Annotated in this window: 15 protein-coding genes; 4 read left to right on the forward strand and 11 right to left on the reverse strand. The window is 42.1% G+C overall.

Going from position 1 to position 16,981, the window contains the following annotated elements; all coding sequences use genetic code 11:
• The 8 genes from B7P33_RS12450 to B7P33_RS12485 form a co-directional block, all read right to left on the reverse strand.
• Positions 1 to 846, reverse strand: a complete 846-nt coding sequence (locus B7P33_RS12450; protein WP_097442356.1) for a DUF4249 family protein — start codon at positions 844 to 846, stop codon at positions 1 to 3.
• Positions 846 to 3,218 (reverse strand): TonB-dependent receptor, encoded by a 2,373-nt coding sequence (locus tag B7P33_RS12455; protein WP_097442357.1) that lies wholly within the window; start codon positions 3,216 to 3,218, stop codon positions 846 to 848. The genes B7P33_RS12450 and B7P33_RS12455 overlap by 1 nt, the downstream gene beginning before the upstream one ends.
• 147 nt (positions 3,219 to 3,365) lie before the next feature.
• Positions 3,366 to 5,582 carry an NADP-dependent isocitrate dehydrogenase gene (locus tag B7P33_RS12460; RefSeq protein ID WP_097442358.1) on the reverse strand — a complete coding sequence of 739 codons (2,217 nt, stop codon included), beginning with the start codon at positions 5,580 to 5,582 and terminating at the stop codon, positions 3,366 to 3,368.
• A gap of 174 nt (positions 5,583 to 5,756) precedes the next feature.
• Positions 5,757 to 6,104: a 50S ribosomal protein L19 gene (gene rplS, locus B7P33_RS12465; RefSeq protein WP_097442359.1), complete on the reverse strand. Its 348-nt coding sequence runs from the start codon at positions 6,102 to 6,104 to the stop codon at positions 5,757 to 5,759.
• A gap of 243 nt (positions 6,105 to 6,347) precedes the next feature.
• Entirely contained in the window at positions 6,348 to 7,025 is a 678-nt protein-coding gene (gene trmD / locus B7P33_RS12470) for a tRNA (guanosine(37)-N1)-methyltransferase TrmD (protein ID WP_097442360.1), read from the reverse strand.
• A 25-nt stretch (positions 7,026 to 7,050) separates the two neighbouring features.
• Positions 7,051 to 7,617, reverse strand: coding sequence for a tRNA (guanine-N1)-methyltransferase (locus B7P33_RS12475; RefSeq protein ID WP_245871789.1), 567 nt, complete (start codon positions 7,615 to 7,617; stop codon positions 7,051 to 7,053).
• Positions 7,618 to 7,813: 196 nt separating this feature from the next.
• Positions 7,814 to 9,262 (reverse strand): glyceraldehyde-3-phosphate dehydrogenase, encoded by a 1,449-nt coding sequence (locus B7P33_RS12480; RefSeq protein WP_097442362.1) that lies wholly within the window; start codon positions 9,260 to 9,262, stop codon positions 7,814 to 7,816.
• A gap of 121 nt (positions 9,263 to 9,383) precedes the next feature.
• On the reverse strand, positions 9,384 to 10,769 hold the full coding sequence (locus B7P33_RS12485) for a S1C family serine protease (protein ID WP_097442363.1): 1,386 nt from the start codon (positions 10,767 to 10,769) through the stop codon (positions 9,384 to 9,386).
• A 258-nt stretch (positions 10,770 to 11,027) separates the two neighbouring features.
• Between B7P33_RS12485 and dapF the strand changes: the two genes are divergently transcribed.
• The 4 genes from dapF to B7P33_RS12505 all read left to right on the forward strand — a co-directional run bounded on the left by dapF (position 11,028) and on the right by B7P33_RS12505 (position 14,176).
• Positions 11,028 to 11,807, forward strand: coding sequence for a diaminopimelate epimerase (dapF, locus tag B7P33_RS12490; RefSeq protein ID WP_097442364.1), 780 nt, complete (start codon positions 11,028 to 11,030; stop codon positions 11,805 to 11,807).
• Complete coding sequence (locus tag B7P33_RS12495; protein ID WP_097442365.1) at positions 11,801 to 12,334, forward strand: GNAT family N-acetyltransferase; 534 nt, start codon at positions 11,801 to 11,803, stop codon at positions 12,332 to 12,334. Before dapF ends, B7P33_RS12495 begins: the two co-directional genes overlap by 7 nt.
• Positions 12,324 to 13,367: an endolytic transglycosylase MltG gene (mltG, locus tag B7P33_RS12500; RefSeq protein ID WP_097442366.1), complete on the forward strand. Its 1,044-nt coding sequence runs from the start codon at positions 12,324 to 12,326 to the stop codon at positions 13,365 to 13,367. Before B7P33_RS12495 ends, mltG begins: the two co-directional genes overlap by 11 nt.
• A 173-nt stretch (positions 13,368 to 13,540) precedes the next feature.
• The gene (locus tag B7P33_RS12505; RefSeq protein ID WP_097442367.1) at positions 13,541 to 14,176 is read left to right on the forward strand and encodes a hypothetical protein; all 636 of its coding nucleotides are present in this window, start codon (positions 13,541 to 13,543) and stop codon (positions 14,174 to 14,176) included.
• A 73-nt stretch (positions 14,177 to 14,249) separates the two neighbouring features.
• Here B7P33_RS12505 and B7P33_RS12510 read toward each other — a convergent pair whose 3' ends face one another.
• The 3 genes from B7P33_RS12510 to dnaA are packed head-to-tail and all read right to left on the reverse strand — an operon-like array spanning position 14,250 to position 16,865.
• Positions 14,250 to 14,957 carry an SAM-dependent methyltransferase gene (locus tag B7P33_RS12510; protein ID WP_097442368.1) on the reverse strand — a complete coding sequence of 236 codons (708 nt, stop codon included), beginning with the start codon at positions 14,955 to 14,957 and terminating at the stop codon, positions 14,250 to 14,252.
• A gap of 9 nt (positions 14,958 to 14,966) precedes the next feature.
• The gene (locus B7P33_RS12515) at positions 14,967 to 15,425 is read right to left on the reverse strand and encodes a low molecular weight protein-tyrosine-phosphatase (RefSeq protein WP_097442369.1); all 459 of its coding nucleotides are present in this window, start codon (positions 15,423 to 15,425) and stop codon (positions 14,967 to 14,969) included.
• Between the two features lie 15 nt (positions 15,426 to 15,440).
• Positions 15,441 to 16,865 (reverse strand): chromosomal replication initiator protein DnaA, encoded by a 1,425-nt coding sequence (gene dnaA, locus B7P33_RS12520; RefSeq protein WP_097442370.1) that lies wholly within the window; start codon positions 16,863 to 16,865, stop codon positions 15,441 to 15,443.
• Between the last annotated feature and the right edge of the window lie 116 nt (positions 16,866 to 16,981).

Genomic DNA, 16,981 nt, shown 5'->3' on the forward strand with positions numbered 1-16,981 from the left:
TTAATTTACTACCTCTTGAGACAAAGTTATCGATTTACTATACGCCTCCGATACGGCAAAATAACCTAAAGGATAATGTGTAGGGTTGGTGGTATTGATAATGTTTCCCCTTAAAGTTGCCGGAGGGGCATCAAAAGGTGGTCCGCCACCTTCTTGACCACTTTGTTCAATTAGCTGTCGCATATAGTCATAAAATTGTTTATCAATACCTATAATAGACACATTCGCCGTTCTACCTTCTTCAATATTCTCATAGAAATACGAAAAAGTAAACTGTTGTCCTTGATAATAAGTGTCTTCGGAGGTTAGAAAGAGATTAAAATCCAAATCGAAAAGATAATAATCTTCCCGTGAACCATCGTCGGTAAAACTGATGATTATTTCCGTTTCATCGCCAAACAATTCCCCATCGCCTTGCTCAATGGTATCTATAGGTACCGACGGTACAAAAGTTGTACTGGCCCAATAAGTCTCACCTTCTGCGATTACAGTCAATTCCAAGACGTCATTTGGCAAGGGTTGTTCCGTAACCAAATCGAAATCTATGGGGAGGTAGACTCCAGAGTCGTTAAATTCCGTAAATCGTATTACATCGCCATTTCGGGTATTGGTTATTTGAACTTCCGCTCCATTAACTGGAAAGGGATCCTTCTCAAAAAAATTGCGTGTTTTAGACAAGATTACCGCACCTTCGGCCCTAGGCTCATCTGCATTAACATATAAAGAGAAACTAGCATCGATAACCAGTCGTTCTGGGCCGGTTTGGGTTTCTATGTCGACCACCTCCTCACAACTAATAAAACCAGCCATCAAAAGAAAAACGAAAAGATTATACTTGGCTTTCATTAGAAACTGAAATTATAGGTTATCGCTGGAACTATTCCAAAAATAGAAGTTTTTACAGCTTCGTTAACACCGTTATCGGTGTTTTTACTGAAGCTGATCGTAAAAGCATTATCCCTATTGTATACATTATATAGTCCAAATACCCATTGAGATTGGTAATGCCTGTCGGCATTCTTTTTGGGCCGCAAGGTTGCAGAAAGATCTAACCGATGATAAGCCGGTAATCGGTCTACATTTCTATCGCCATATATAGGAACCGTCAGATTTTTGAATTCGAACTGTCCGATCGGAAAATTGGAAGGTTGTCCGGTCTGGTATAAAAAATTACAGGCAAACCGCCATTTTTCATTCCAGTTATAACCCGCACTTACAGAAACATCGTGGGTTTTGTCAAAAGGGGTGTTATACCATTTCCCGGAATTTATCCCCGGTTCATTGGAATTCCTCCCTGGCGTTCGCTGTTCCGATTTGGACAATGTATACCCCAACCAGCCATTAAAGGCGCCTATTTCCTTTTTTATTAGCACTTCCCAACCGTAAGCCCGTGCCCTACCAGGCAACACTACTTGTTCAATGGCATCGTTAGCAACAAGATTGGCGCCGTCTATATAATCTAACCGGTTCTTTATATTCTTATAAAACACTTCAGTTTCCAAGGAAAAACCGACTTTATTAAAATATTTAGCATATCCAGCACTCCATATATCGGCCCGTTGTGGATCTATATAGGGCCCACTTGGCGCCCATATATCCAAAGGGGTAGGGGAGTTTGTATTGGAAATTAGGTGCAGGTATTGGGTCATACGGGCATAACTGGCCTTAATAGCTTCTTGTTCATTTAGGTTGTAGGACAAGGCGGCGCGTGGTTCCCAAGCATTGAAAGTGGCTATATTATCATTCTTGTTTGGGGAAATACTTCCGGTAGGTTCGGCTTTTTGATAAATTTGGAACTGTTGATTAAAGTGAACTGGCCCATTTGAATCATAAGTAAACAACTCATCTTGTCCTTTTCTGTTGAAATGACTGTAGCGCAAACCCAATCGAAAATCCCATTTCGGCCCTGGTTTAAAAGAAGCATCTATATAGCTGGCCCATTCCCAAGCAAATTTTTCGGTCAATTGATCTGGGTTAATCCCGGAATCGGGTCCTGTAGGAGCAATGGTCCCTGGATTAAAGGCATAATATATCGAATTAAGACCATATTCCAAGGTTAAGGCATTCGATAGATAATGTTTAAAGTCGTATTTCAGATTGATGTTGTTTATACCCGATTTCCAATCCAGACCCACAAAATCCAAATCCAACCCATAAAAATAATCGGAATAGATCAAAGAGAGGTTGCCGAATAACTTATCGGTATATAAATGATTCCACCGCAAATTCACCAACATATTCCCATAGGTGTTTACAAAGCGTTCGGAAATCTTAAAGACATCACGCCCAAAATAACCCGACAGAAAGAGTTTATCACGTTTTCCCAAACGATGGCTTACTTTGGCATTAACATCATAAAAATAGGCCGAGTTATCGTTATCGGTCAGTTTTAAGAATAAATGCGCATAGGAAGACCGAGCCCCGACCAAGAATGACCCCTTGTCTTTTACCAAAGGCCCTTCAGCCAATAGTCTGCTTGAGACCACCCCAATACCTCCACTCATAGAAAATCGGTTATTATTACCTTCTTTTTGATAGATATCAAGTACGGAAGAAAGTCTACCACCATATTTGGCCGGTATGTCGCCCTTATAAAGACTAAGGTCTTTTATGGCATCCGGATTAAAAACCGAAAAGAATCCGAATAAATGCGATGAATTGAAGAGTGTAGCCTCATCGAGTAAAATCAGATTCTGATCAGCGGCACCACCTCGAACATTAAAACCCGAGGAACCTTCCCCCGCATTGGACACCCCAGGTAACATGACCAGGGCGTTCAACACATCGGGCTCGCCCAGTACTACAGGAATATTCTTAATACCCTTAGCACTAAGTTCATGAACACCCAAACGGGCCTCAGTAACCGGTTTTGTGGCGGTGGTTTCTGTTAAAACGACTTCTTCTAAGCGTTGGGCTTGTGGTTTTAATTTAAAATCGAATTGGGTATTTTGCTGTAATTCCAGGGTTTCCTGCAAGGTGGCATAACCCAATAGATTAATAATTATACGGTGCGCACCTTTTTCCAATTCTACCGAGAAAAAACCATAAGCATTGGTAGTCGTCCATATTTCCGAATCAGGGAAAAACAAAGTGACCCCTACCAAAGTTTCCCCACTATCGGCATCGGTAATAGTCCCGCTCAAGGTAGAATTCTGGCAAAGTACGGCAAGAGGAAAAACAAACAGGAATAAAAAGACCGAAGCACGGCGAAAGGACATGGTCACGATTTTCTCAAATTTAAATAGAAATTATGTGATTTTATCCAGCTAATCAAAAAGTTAAGATGACTATAACACCAGCTAGGTTAAGGTTAAAAAAAAGGGGAACACAAAAGCGTTCCCCAGTATATTTTACCAAAAAGCAGTTTAGATGCTTTCCAATATCGAATTAAAAGCTTCGCAAGGCCTCATCGCCTGGGATGCCTTAGCCTCATTAGGTTTGTAATATCCGCCGATATCCTGCGAATTCCCTTGAACCTGATTCAATTCGGCAATAATGTCTTCGGCTTTATTCTCCATGGCTTGGGCCACCGGAGCAAATTGTGCCTTAAGTTCGGCATCGGTATCTTGGGCGGCCAATGCTTGAGCCCAATACATACTCAAATAGAAATGACTACCTCGGTTATCCATTTCACCCACCTTACGTGAAGGGGAGCGGTCATTGTCCAAGAATTTCTCGGTGGCATCGTCTAAAGTTGCCCCAAGGACCCTTGCTTTGGCATTATCGTTCTTTTCACCAAAGAAATCCAAGGAAACGGCCAAGGCCAAGAATTCACCCAAAGAATCCCAACGTAGGTGATTCTCTTCCATAAATTGTTCTACGTGCTTAGGGGCCGATCCACCAGCACCGGTCTCAAAAAGACCACCACCATTCATTAGCGGCACTATGGAAAGCATTTTAGCACTGGTCCCCACTTCCAAAATAGGGAAGAGGTCAGTTAAATAATCCCTTAAAACGTTTCCGGTAACCGAAATGGTATCCTCTCCATTCTTTATACGAGCTAAAGTAAATAGGGTAGCCTCGTATGGCGAAAGGATCTTGATTTCCAAGCCTTCGGTATTATGATTCGGTAAATAGGCATTCACTTTCTTGATCAATTCGGCATCATGCGGCCTATTCGCGTCCAACCAGAAAACAATAGGGGTTTGGGTAGCGCGAGCACGCCCCACGGCCAATTTCACCCAATCTTGGATCGGGGCATCTTTTACCTGGCACATTCTCCAGATATCGCCCTGCTCCACTTTATGGCTTATCAATACCTCACCAGAAGCATCAACGACCTGTACGGTACCCGCAGCAGGAATCTCAAAGGTTTTGTCGTGAGAACCATATTCTTCGGCTTTTTGGGCCATAAGTCCTACATTAGGCACGGTACCCATGGTTTGCGGGTCAAAGGCACCATGTTCCTTACAGAAATCAATAGTAGCTTGGTAAATCCCAGCATAGCTACTATCGGGTATAACAGCTTTAGTATCTTGTGACTTACCATCTTTGTTCCACATTTGACCCGAATTACGAATCATAGCAGGCATAGAGGCATCTATAATCACATCGCTGGGTACATGTAAGTTGGTAATGCCTTTATCGGAATTAACCATGGCTAGATCTGGACCGTTGGCAATGGCCTGGGCTATATCTTGTTCAATGGCATCCCTTTCTGCTCCTTCCAAAGTAGCCACCTTATCCAAAATCGTTTCCAGCCCATTATTCGGGTTGGCACCAATCTTACTCAAGGCATTGGCATGTTTTTCGAAAACATCTGAAAAATAGGCTTTGACAACATGTCCGAAAATAATGGGGTCAGACACCTTCATCATGGTAGCTTTCATATGTACCGAGAATAAAACACCCTGTTCTTTGGCGTCTTTAACCTGTTCGGTCAAAAAGTCGACCAAGGCATTCTTTGACATTGCCGTGGCATCGATTACCTCGCCGGCCAAAAGGCTTACTTTATCTTTAAGTACTTGTAGGCTACCGTCAGTCTTTTCCAATTGAATCTTCACCTCAGTGGCCTTAGCAAGGGTCAAGGAAACTTCATTTGATTTGAAATCGCCTGAACCCATTGTAGCTACATGCGACTTGGACTCCGAAGACCAAGCCCCCATGCTATGTGGGTTCTTTTTTGCGTAGTTTTTAATGGCTTTGGGTGCCCTACGGTCGGAATTACCCTCGCGCAACACCGGATTTACGGCACTACCTTTAATTATATCGTAACGCCCTTTAATATCCTTTTCAGCATCATTACTCGGCTGATCTGGATAGTCAGGCAGGGCATAACCCTGTTTTTGCAATTCTTCTATAGCCTCCTTTAACTGTGGAATGGAAGCGGAGATATTCGGTAATTTAATAATGTTTGCCTCTGGCTTTTTGGCCAAATCACCTAGTTCGGCCAAATCATCGGAAATACGCTGATCTTCATTAAGGAATTCCGGAAAATTAGCGATGATCCTACCTGACAAAGAAATATCCTTGGTCTGGATTTCGATACCACTACTTTTGGTAAACGCCTTAACAATGGGTAAAAAAGATTGGGTGGCCAAAGCTGGAGCTTCGTCCGTTTGGGTATAGATGATTTTTGGCATTTGTATAAGTATTTAAAAAGCTGCGCTAATATACGATATAAACACGGTTTACACGAGCTAAAAAGCAGCTCGTCACGCTTTTGAACAATGCTTGTTCAATTAAGATTTCATTGCGGATTCGGCAAAAAAAAACATCTGCCATTGACAGATGTTTTAAATATGATGAAGGATGGATTATCCCCTGATTTCTTTGATACGGGCTTTTTTACCCCTAAGCTCTCTAAAGTAGTAGATTCTAGCCCTACGAACTTTACCTTTTTTGTTTACCTCTATTTTTTGAAGGGCAGGCATATTCACAGGGAAGATACGCTCTACACCAACAGTACCAGACATTTTACGGATGGTAAAGGTTTCCGTGGCACCGCTTCCTTTACGTTGGATTACCACACCTTTAAAAAACTGGGTACGCGTTTTTTCACCTTCCTTGATTTCGTAATACACAGTAATGGTATCACCGGCAGAGAAATTTGGAAATTCTTTCTTACTTACGAATTCGTCTTGTACAAATTTTACTAAATCCATTGTTTTTTAGATTTGTTTTAAAACCAACGTTCACGCATCTCGTCAGAGGTTGATTTTATTCTGGCTGCAAAATTACATATTTAACGTAGAACGACAAATAATTGTTGCACTAATTTAATACGACCCTTTAAACATAGTTTTAAGTTGGGTAGAACAAAGAGGAAAGGTAGGTGTAAATGTGTGCCCTCCTACTATTTTACCTTATTTTGAACAAAGCCAGAATCTCCATTAGATACTCAGACACTAATCATCAAGTAGATCGGGCCTAAGGGCTTTGGTGCGTTCCAAGGCTTTTTCTTCTCGCCATTTTTCGATTTTCGGAAAGTTTCCCGACAACAATATTTCCGGTACGGCATGTTCTTTATAAACGGCCGGACGCGTATACACAGGTGGGGCCAAGAGATTATCTTGAAAACTATCGGTTAGGGCAGAGGTTTCATCGTTCAGTACCCCCGGAATCAACCGGATTATGGCATCACATAAAATCAATGCACCTAATTCGCCTCCACTCAACACATAATCGCCCACCGAAATTTCTTTGGTGATGAACATATCACGAACGCGCTGGTCCACACCTTTATAATGTCCGCAAAGGATAATTATATTTTCTTCCAAGGACAAGGTATTGGCCATGCCTTGGTTTAAGGTGTCGCCATCGGGGGTCATATAAATAATTTCGCCATACTCCCGTTCTGACTTTAGTTGACTAATACATTTATCGATAGGCTCCACCAACATAACCATACCGGCACCACCCCCATACTGGTAATCGTCTACGGTGCGGTAGTTATCGTTCGTATAATCGCGCAAATTATGTACATGCACTTCCACCAGGCCCTTTTCAATGGAACGTTTGAGTATAGAAGCCTCGAACGGACTGGTAAAAATATCGGGTACCACCGTAATTATATCTATGCGCATAGTCTAAAAAGAAAAAAAGGGTAACCTATTTTTTTTGCCTATTGATCTCGTCTTGCAGTTTGCGACTAATTTTTTGCTCACGCTCTAGAGCACGTCTTCTGTGGTCTTCGTACTCGCTTTCCAATTCGGCCAAAGCGGTCTTGGCCTCTTGGGTAAGTACATTGCTCCGCTTGAATTTAAATACGAACAATAAGAACAACACCAATAAACCAATGATAACAGACCACATCAAAACATTATATCCCCCTTTAGACATTTGGGCCCCGAAAAACGACATACTATCTTTTTCTGCGGTAACCTCGGCCAATTGTCCAGTGGTGTCCTCAAGTTTCGAATTCAGATTGGTAACGGTTTCCTTTTGGCTGTCAATGGTTTTGTTCAACTCGGTAATCGTAGCACGAAAACCTTTCAAACTATCCAATACATTACCCTTTAGCTTGTCGAGATGTATGGCGCGCACCACTTCATAACGCTTACCATTGGCATTATAGTTCCCAGATTTTTTGGTGATAAACTCAAATTGGGTCTCAATACTGCCCTTATCCAAGGATAATTCTTGTTCCGAATCGGCATTGTTTTGGGCTGTAGCCATAACTCCCCATAGCAAGGGAAGAATGTATAATAGGGGTCGAAAAACTTTCATTGGTAGGTAAATGGAGTGTTACTTTTAAAAAAGGGCGAATTTACAGAATATTATCACAATATAAACAAAAAAATAATTTCCCCAGCGCACTTTAGCCCATAAAAAAAGCGGGCCAAAGACCCGCTTTACAGTTGATTATAAACTTTTAATAATAAGTAAAGCGTCTGACTTTAGAAATATATTTAGCCAAACGAATTACCTGATGCGAATACCCATATTCGTTATCGTACCAAATGTATAAGACGGCACTTTTATTGTCGTTGCCGACTAAGGTAGCATGGCTATCAAAAATCGATGGGGCAGAAGAGCCCATGATATCCGAGGAAACCAATTCATTATTGATAGAATATTTGATCTGTTCTACCAAACCACCTTCCAAAGCGTATTTTTTAACTAGTGCATTAATCGCATCAACCGTCACTTCCTTTTTGAAATTCAAATTCAAAATGGCCAATGAACCATTGGGCACCGGAACACGAATGGCATTGGAAGTTAATTTACCGGCCAAGCTTGGCAGGGCTTTGGCAACGGCTTTACCGGCACCGGTCTCGGTAATGACCATATTCAAGGCAGCCGCGCGTCCGCGACGGTATTTGCTATGCATATTGTCTACCAAATTTTGGTCATTGGTATAGGCATGTATGGTTTCCAAGTGCCCGCCTTCAACCCCCAAGGTGTCTTCCATGACCTTTAACACCGGTGTAATGGCGTTGGTGGTACAAGAGGCGGCCGACCAAATGTTTACGATATCGGGGTTAAAATCGGTATGATTTACCCCATGAACGATGTTCGGAACCCCTTTTCCTGGTGCGGTAAGTAAAACCTTAGCAGCACCCTTAGATTTTAAATGACGACCCAAAGCCACTTCATCGCGAAAGGCCCCGGTATTATCAATGATCAAAGCATCTTGGATACCATATTGGGTATAATCGATGTCCTCGGGTTGGGCGGCCGATATAATATGTACCGTTGTACCATTGATGATCAAAGCTTTTTTATCCGCATTGATCTCTACCGTACCTGAAAAATCGCGGTGCACCGAATCTATTTTCAATAAACTGGCCCTTTTTTCCAACACTTCTTGAGTAACCGCCCCACGGACCACAATAGCCCGTAAACGCAATTGGTTCCCTTTTCCGGTTTTGGTCAAAAGTTCCCGGGCCAAAAGGCGACCGATCCTACCAAAACCATATAGCACCACATCTTTAGGTTTAATCTCCTTGGCTGAACGGGCATCTTTTAAGCGATCGATCACAAAGGCTTTCACGTTATCGTGACCATGTCCTTCGCTAATATATTCGTAGGTAAGCTTCCCTATATCCAATTTGGAAGGCGGCAGGTTGATATCGTTAATCGCCCTTACCATTTCAACCGAGTCGAATACGGAAATCGGTTTTTCTACAAAGCGCCCCGCATATTCGTGCAGGTTCAGGATATCACTGACGTTCTTATCGATCAGTTGATTTTTGAAGAGCACCACCTCAATAGCCCTGTCGTACCAAAGGTCACTGACCAGTTTAATAAATTCGGTGGTAGCTTTTCTACGATCGGCCTGAAAGGCCAACTCCTTTTCGTAATCGCTATTCATACCCATGTTATACGGATTGTTTTTAAAAATTGTGGCAAAATTACTGTATTCAAACGTTTTCGTAAACAATTTCGTATAAAAAAAACGCCCCGCATGGCAGGGCGTAATATTGTTTAGTTTTTAAAGCTTATTGAAATATCAATTTCTCCCTTTCACCATTCTCATTCAGCATGGTTATCACCGTTTTCCCATAGCGCGAAATGGCACCAAAAAGGTTTCGGGCATCTTGAATGTTTTTGATTTCTTTGCCGTCTATGGCTACCAGAATTTTATCCTCTAAGCCATAACCACGATAGACCTCAGGAACACCGGTTACCTTTACACCGGTATCGGTTTTATATTTTTTCTTTTCGGCCTCGGTTAAATTCTTCACTTCGAGCCCCATAACCGGCACCATAAGTCGTTGCCTTTGTTTTAAGATCACCTCGAACTCCATAGGCTCTCCTTCACGCTCTACCAAAAGGTTCACCGTATCGCCAGGGCTCTTACTATTGATATAATCTATAAGTTCGGAAAAATTTCGAATCGTGTTCCGGTCAATTTTTTTAATAATATCCCCTTTGGTTACCCCTGCATCTGCGGCACCACTATCTTCTTCTACCGTTTCTACATACACCCCTTCAATTTCGTTGAGACCATTTTCAATAGCATACCTCGTATTGGCACGAGGGGCACTAATACCCAATATTCCTTTTTGGACATTACCATACTCCATGATATCATCTACCACTTTACGGGCAATATTGGATGGTACCGCAAAAGAATAACCTACATAAGACCCGGTTTGGGAGGTAATCGCCGTATTAATACCGATAAGATCCCCTTTGATATTTACCAAGGCGCCACCACTATTCCCAGGATTAACGGCCGCATCGGTCTGAATAAAGGTCTGATTTCTAGATTGACCTAAATTTCGGGCCTTGGCACTGATTATACCCGCCGTAACCGTAGAGGTCAGGTTAAAGGGATTACCCACGGCCAATACCCATTCTCCCACCTTGGAATCGTCAGAATCGCCAAAAGCCAAATAGGGTAGGGCTACATCGGGTTCTATTTTGATCAAGGCTATATCGAAATTGGGATCGGTGCCAATCAGTTTCGCTTCATAGGTGCTGTTATTGTTCAGGGTAACCTGCAATTGCTGAGAATTGGCAATCACATGGTTATTCGTTACAATATACCCATCGGCAGAAATAATGACCCCCGAACCTGTTCCTACCTGAGGCGTACCCCCGCGACCCGAACCATAGAACCATTCATATGAACGCGAAGGTTTACTCACCGAAAGATTGGTTACGTGCACCACCGCATTAACTGTTTTTTCTGCGGCTACCGTAAAATCAACCCCTTCCATATTCCCTAGAAAAGAAGTATTCGTCGCCGAAGTGGTGACTAATGGCGTACGGGGTTCCGCTACTATATAATTCGATTTTTGAAAGAAAAGTACATAGCCCGCCAAGGTTAATGCACCCGCCATAAAGGCTATAAATAAAGAACCTGCTAATTTTTTCATTTATACTACATTAATGTTAAATGCACCTTAGAAAGCTCAGATAATTAGGAAAACACCCTAACAAAATCCCAGCCTACTTCCAGTACTGTGTCAATTTGTTACCACTTTAACAATTACCATGTAAAATTATGCCAAAATACACAGCTGCCCCATGCTTTAACGCGCTTTTAACTGTAAAAATTCCCTTAAAATAGCGTTATCTTTGCTGGCGCTGTTTCCATCTAAAGCGGCGCAACCCATACAAGTACAAGAAACCCAATGAATCAGGAATTTTACAAATACCAAGGCACCGGGAACGATTTTATAATGATTGATAATAGGGAAGGATTATTTCCTAAAGATAATATTGCCTTGATTGCCCATCTATGTCATCGTAGATTAGGCATTGGGGCCGACGGTTTGATCCTGATTGAAAATGAAACCGATCACGATTTCAGGATGGTTTATTATAATGCCGACGGAAGCTGCGATACCATGTGTGGCAACGGTGGGCGTTGCGCGGTAGCCTTTGCCAAGGCATTGGGCATCATAGAAAACAAAACCACTTTTACCGCAGTAGGACATGTGTACGAAGCCTCTATAGACCCCGAAAATGTGGTGAGTCTCCATATGATGGATGTAAGCCAGTTGGAGAACAGAAAAGATAGCGTCTTTCTCAACACCGGCTCCCCGCACCATGTACAATTGGTAGATGATCTTGAAGAAATGGATGTTAACCAAGAGGGCGCCAAATTGCGTTACGGACTTTACGGGCAAACCGGAAGCAACATCAATTTCGTTCACCAAGAAGATCCCAGTACCTTTAAAGTGCGTACCTATGAAAGGGGAGTAGAGGCCGAAACCCTGAGTTGCGGAACCGGCGTATGTGCCGTGGCCTTGGCCATGCACCATAAAGGGCATACCCAAGCTCAAGATATTACCATTAACACCAAAGGCGGGCAACTTGGGGTTCGTTTTCAATACCAGGACGACACCTATTCCCAAGTATATCTATCTGGGCCCACGGTTCAAGTTTTCAAAGGACAAATCCCATGTTAAAACTGCCAGGTAAATCGATTTATTTAAGGGCCTTGGAAGCTACCGACCTAGATTTTCTATATCAAATAGAAAACGAACCCCAATTATGGGAAATCAGTGGGACTACGACCCCGTACTCGCGGTTTGTCCTAAAATCCTATCTGGAAAACAGTCACAAAGACATCTATGAGGCCAAACAATTACGTTTGGCCATCTGTTCCCAAATAGATTCGGAAGTCATTGGGCTTATAGACCTTTTTGATTTTGAACCCAAACACCGTAGAGCCGGTATCGGTATTGTTATAAACGGCCCATACCGAACCAAAGGTTACGGCTCCGACACCCTAAAGACCATTTGTGATTACGGCTTCCGCACTTTAGAACTACATCAACTCTATGCCAATGTGCTGAGTGACAACCCTGCCAGTTTACAATTGTTCGAAAAAATCGGTTTTACCCAAGTAGGTATTAAAAAAGATTGGGTCTTGAACCACGGTAAATTCAAAAACGAGATTTTACTCCAAAAAATAAACCCTCATGTATCTTAAAAAAATAGTTTGGGCCATAGCCATTATCGGTGTATTGATCGGTGGTTTTTTCGCCTATACCATTTACAGTGCCATTTTTAATCCGAATACCGCCTTTGATTCAGACAAGGTTACGCTTTATATTCCATCTGATAGCGAACCCGCCTATATTAAATCGGTAATGGATACGCTTTTGACCGATCCGGAGGCCTTTATGTCCTTGGCTAAACGTAAAGGATACTTAAGTAATATCAAAGCCGGAAAGTTCAGCCTCACCAAAGACATGAACAATAACGATATTGTTAACCGCCTACGTTCGGGCAATGAACCTGTTAGGGTGTCTTTCAACAATCAAGAAAGCATCGCGAAACTAGCCGGCAGGATTGCAACGCAAATAGAAGCCGATAGCATAGATTTGGTCAAACAACTATCTGCTCTAGATTTTTACAAAAACAACAACATCCCCGAAGCAGGTATTTTAGGCATGTACCTGCCGAATAGCTACGAATTCTACTGGAATACAAGTGCCGAACAGTTTCAAGAACGCATGCTTAAGGAATACCAAAAATTTTGGTCAGGCGACCGCAAGGAAAAAGCCGAGCAATTAGGTATGAGTCCGCATGAAGTAAGCACGCTGGCCTCGGTAGTGCATAAAGAATCGGCCAAAGTAGACGAAAGGCCCCGAATTGCCGGGGTGTACTTGAATCGATTAAAACAAGGAATCGCTCTTCAGGCAGATCCCACCGTAATTTTCGCCATTAAAAAACATACAGGAAACTACGACACCATAGTAAAACGCGTGCTTTATAGGGATCTTGAAATCGACTCACCTTACAACACCTATAAATATGCCGGTTTACCTCCCGGACCCATCACCATGCCCGATATTTCTGCCATAGACGGCGTATTGAACCCAGAAAAGCATGACTATTTGTTTTTTGTGGCCGATGTCTCCAATTTTGGCTACCATAAGTTTGCCAAAACCCTGAGGCAGCATAACGAGAATAAGAAACAATATATCGCTTGGTTACGAAAACAAAAGATCAAAAGATAGTCCTTCATCCGGGTTTTCATACCCCTCGCCTAAAAACCAAGCTTTTAGGAAAAAATTAAGGAACCCAAATTCTGGGTATTATCAAACCGTCGTATCTTTGCAACGAGAACGTTAAGCAGTGCCTTGTGTTTTCATTTTTATGAAACGCACATAAGTCTTAAGAAAACAACTATATGAGAAAATGGATTCGATTTGGAACCCCATTTATTTTAATTTTTATTCTAACAAGCTTCCGATACAATGGCAGTCCGGAGCTGCGTGTTCCAAAATCATTACAGGTTAACGACCTAAAAGAGGTAGACCTACCACAACAAAAAACCATTCTCGTCCCAACTTTTATCGTACCGCCTTTTGTAGGTAGCACATTTATCGGATTCAAAGAGGCCCTTGCCTTTAAGGAATCGAGAGGGAACTATTTTGTAACCAATACATTTGGTTATATGGGCAAATACCAATTTGGTAAAGGCACCTTGGATTTGATAGGGGTAAAGGACGGAAAAGATGGTTTTCTTAAAAACCCAGCCTTACAGGAAAAAGCCTTTCGTACCAATCTAAGCCGTAACAAATGGATCTTAAGACGAGATATTAAACGTTTCGTTGGTAAGCGAATAAACGGTATCGAGATTACAGAATCCGGTATTCTGGCAGCAGCCCATTTGGCAGGGGCAGGTAATGTGAAAAAATACCTAAGATCTTACGGTGATCACGATTTTGAGGACGGATTCGGCACTACCATTTCATATTACCTGAAAAAATTCGCCGGCTATGACCTAACTGGAATCGACCCGATAAAAAACCCAACCATTTAGAAAACTATTAAATGGTAGATGATAAAAAAAAGGCCCAATTCGGGGCTTTTTTTGTGCTTTGTGTTTGACGAAATCAGGCCAAAAACAGGAAAATTGCAGGTCTTTTATGCAGCTCTACCTTTTCATTTTTCCATTCGTTAACGGTCATGGTCTTAATATATTCGGTGGGTAGACTAATATCACAAGCCACACACAAACGCGTATGACCTCCCAACATTTTGGTCAGATCTGTTAACAGGTTATCGTTTCGATAAGGCGTTTCGATAAATATTTGGGTCTGTTCCAAATCCCTAGAAACGCGTTCCATGGCCTTTAATTTCTTTTTTCGATCTACCTTATCTATCGGCAAATACCCAGAAAAAGCGAATTGCTGTCCGTTAAGACCACTAGCCATAAGTGCCAATAAAATAGACGAGGGGCCTACCAAGGGCACAACTTGAATCCCTTTTTCATGAGCCAAGGCCACCACTTCGGCACCGGGATCGGCCACCCCTGGGCACCCTGCCTCCGAAATCACCCCCATATCTAAACCTTGTAAACAGGGCTCTAAAAAGGAAGGCAACAATGATGGGTCGGTAAATTTATTGAGGAGCTCTATTTTGAGATTGGGCTGCGATTTACCCGAGCTGATCTTTTTAATAAAATGGCGCGCCGTTTTTTCGTTTTCGACGATATAATGATCAATACGCTCAATTGCCTTCTTTATAGCCAAAGGCATAACCTCTAGGGGCGGGGTATCGCCCAAGGTGTTCGGTATTAAATACAATTTACCTTTTTCCATAAAAACAGATTACAACCAATCGTTATCCGAAGCGATTCTATGGCAAGCATCCAGCACTAAACCGTACACATAATCGAAACCCGAATCTCCTCCATAATAAGGGTCAGGGACCTCGGTTACCTCTTGACCACCCGCCACCAACAGCAACTCCAATTTGCTTCGCTTGGCATCGGTATCGGCTAAAGCCAAAGCATCTTGATAATTGCTTTGATCCATAACATAGATATGATCGAAATGCTCAAAATCGACAGCCCTAAGTTTCCGGCAGCGCTGATTGGTGATATCCAAGCCATTTTTTTGTGCTACTGCAATTGAACGCGGATCTGGTAAACTACCAACATGGTAACCAGCTGTTCCGGCTGAATCTATATAGACCTTGCTCGAATCCACCAAACTAGACATAATTCCCTCAGCCAATGGAGAGCGGCAAATATTACCCAAACATACCATTAAAACCTTAGTGGCCATAATAACTACGTTAGTTTACGAAAACTTCTTGGAAAGATCGTCGATATACTTTCGGAACTGCTTATCGGTTTCAGCAAGATTATCTACCGTTTTACAGGCATGTAAAACCGTGGCATGGTCTCTTTTACCAATCTGTGAACCTATACTCGCCAAAGAGGCTTTGGTATATTTCTTGGCAAAAAACATAGCCAACTGTCTTGCTTGTACAATATGACGTTTCCGGGTTTTGGACTGTAGGGTAGCCACATCCATTTCGAAATAGTCCGAAACTACTTTTTGGATATAATCTATGGAAACCTCACGTTTGGTGTTCTTAACGAATTTCTCAACAACCTGCTGTGCCAATTCCAAGGTAACCTCCTTTTTATTGAAAGAAGACTGCGCAATCAAAGAGATAATAGCACCTTCCAATTCACGGATATTCGTCTTGATATTCTTGGCGATATAATCGATAATGGGTTCTGGCATTTCTACACCATCCCTATAAATCTTATTCTTTAGAATAGAAACCCTAGTTTCGTAATCTGGGGATTGTAACTCAGCCGAAAGCCCCCATTTAAAACGGGACAATAGACGTTGCTCTATATCCTGCATATCAACCGGTGCCTTATCGGAAGTAAGGATAACCTGTTTGCCATTTTGGTGCAAATGGTTGAAAATATGGAAGAACACATCTTGAGTTCCCGATTTACCGGAAAGAAACTGTACGTCGTCTATAATCAACACATCGATCAATTGATAGAAGTGGATAAAATCGTTACGGGTATTCTTCTTTACAGATTCTATATACTGTTGCGTAAACTTTTCGGCAGAAATATATAAAACGGTACGTTCGGGATACTTGTCCTTAATCTCAACCCCAATGGCATGGGCCAAGTGGGTCTTACCCAGACCAACCCCGCCAAAAACCAAAAGCGGATTAAAAGAGGTGCCTCCTGGTTTGTTCGCGACGGCCATACCGGCAGAACGTGCCAATCGGTTAGAATCACCTTCGAGAAAATTCTCAAAGTTATAATTCGGATTCAGCTGACTTTCGATTTTTATATTTCGAATGCCGGGGATAACGAAGGGGTTTTTTAGCTCAGGATTTTTGGATTTAATAGGTACATCCAATTCCTGGGGTACCATACCAACACGGTTCGAACTCGGAATCTTTTCAGTAAAAGGCTCTTTATTACCATAGGTGTTCTCCATTTTAATAATGTAGACCAACTTGGCATTGGGCCCCAATTCCTTGGTGAGGGCTACTTTCAAAAGCTTGATATAGTGTTCCTCTAACCACTCATAAAAGAATTTACTTGGCACTTGAATACTCAAGGCGTTCTCAGTGAGTTTAATAGGTTTAATGGGTTCGAACCAAGTCTTGAAAGCTTGTGGTTGAATATTATCCTTAATAAACGCTAAACAGTTGTCCCATACAGAGTTAGCAGTAATATTCATGTGTAGACTTGTGTTCTTTTGCTGGTTAGTTATTCAAATAAGACTTGGCCTCTTAAGTGTCTCTGGTAATGTTCAAGGCTGGACAAATATGTGAACAAATATTCTAAAAAAAAAAT

The organism is Sediminicola luteus, from assembly GCF_002514735.1.
In the GTDB taxonomy this organism is placed as follows: domain Bacteria; phylum Bacteroidota; class Bacteroidia; order Flavobacteriales; family Flavobacteriaceae; genus HQA918.

Coding starts and splice junctions, on each gene's coding strand:
- B7P33_RS12450 (WP_097442356.1), bottom strand. CDS start 846: ATGAAAGCCAAGTATAATCTTTTCGTTTTTCTTTTGATGGCTGGTTTT.
- B7P33_RS12455 (WP_097442357.1), bottom strand. CDS start 3,218: ATGTCCTTTCGCCGTGCTTCGGTCTTTTTATTCCTGTTTGTTTTTCCT.
- B7P33_RS12460 (WP_097442358.1), bottom strand. CDS start 5,582: ATGCCAAAAATCATCTATACCCAAACGGACGAAGCTCCAGCTTTGGCC.
- rplS (WP_097442359.1), bottom strand. CDS start 6,104: ATGGATTTAGTAAAATTTGTACAAGACGAATTCGTAAGTAAGAAAGAA.
- trmD (WP_097442360.1), bottom strand. CDS start 7,025: ATGCGCATAGATATAATTACGGTGGTACCCGATATTTTTACCAGTCCG.
- B7P33_RS12475 (WP_245871789.1), bottom strand. CDS start 7,617: ATGGCTACAGCCCAAAACAATGCCGATTCGGAACAAGAATTATCCTTG.
- B7P33_RS12480 (WP_097442362.1), bottom strand. CDS start 9,262: ATGGGTATGAATAGCGATTACGAAAAGGAGTTGGCCTTTCAGGCCGAT.
- B7P33_RS12485 (WP_097442363.1), bottom strand. CDS start 10,769: ATGAAAAAATTAGCAGGTTCTTTATTTATAGCCTTTATGGCGGGTGCA.
- dapF (WP_097442364.1), top strand. CDS start 11,028: ATGAATCAGGAATTTTACAAATACCAAGGCACCGGGAACGATTTTATA.
- B7P33_RS12495 (WP_097442365.1), top strand. CDS start 11,801: ATGTTAAAACTGCCAGGTAAATCGATTTATTTAAGGGCCTTGGAAGCT.
- mltG (WP_097442366.1), top strand. CDS start 12,324: ATGTATCTTAAAAAAATAGTTTGGGCCATAGCCATTATCGGTGTATTG.
- B7P33_RS12505 (WP_097442367.1), top strand. CDS start 13,541: ATGAGAAAATGGATTCGATTTGGAACCCCATTTATTTTAATTTTTATT.
- B7P33_RS12510 (WP_097442368.1), bottom strand. CDS start 14,957: ATGGAAAAAGGTAAATTGTATTTAATACCGAACACCTTGGGCGATACC.
- B7P33_RS12515 (WP_097442369.1), bottom strand. CDS start 15,425: ATGGCCACTAAGGTTTTAATGGTATGTTTGGGTAATATTTGCCGCTCT.
- dnaA (WP_097442370.1), bottom strand. CDS start 16,865: ATGAATATTACTGCTAACTCTGTATGGGACAACTGTTTAGCGTTTATT.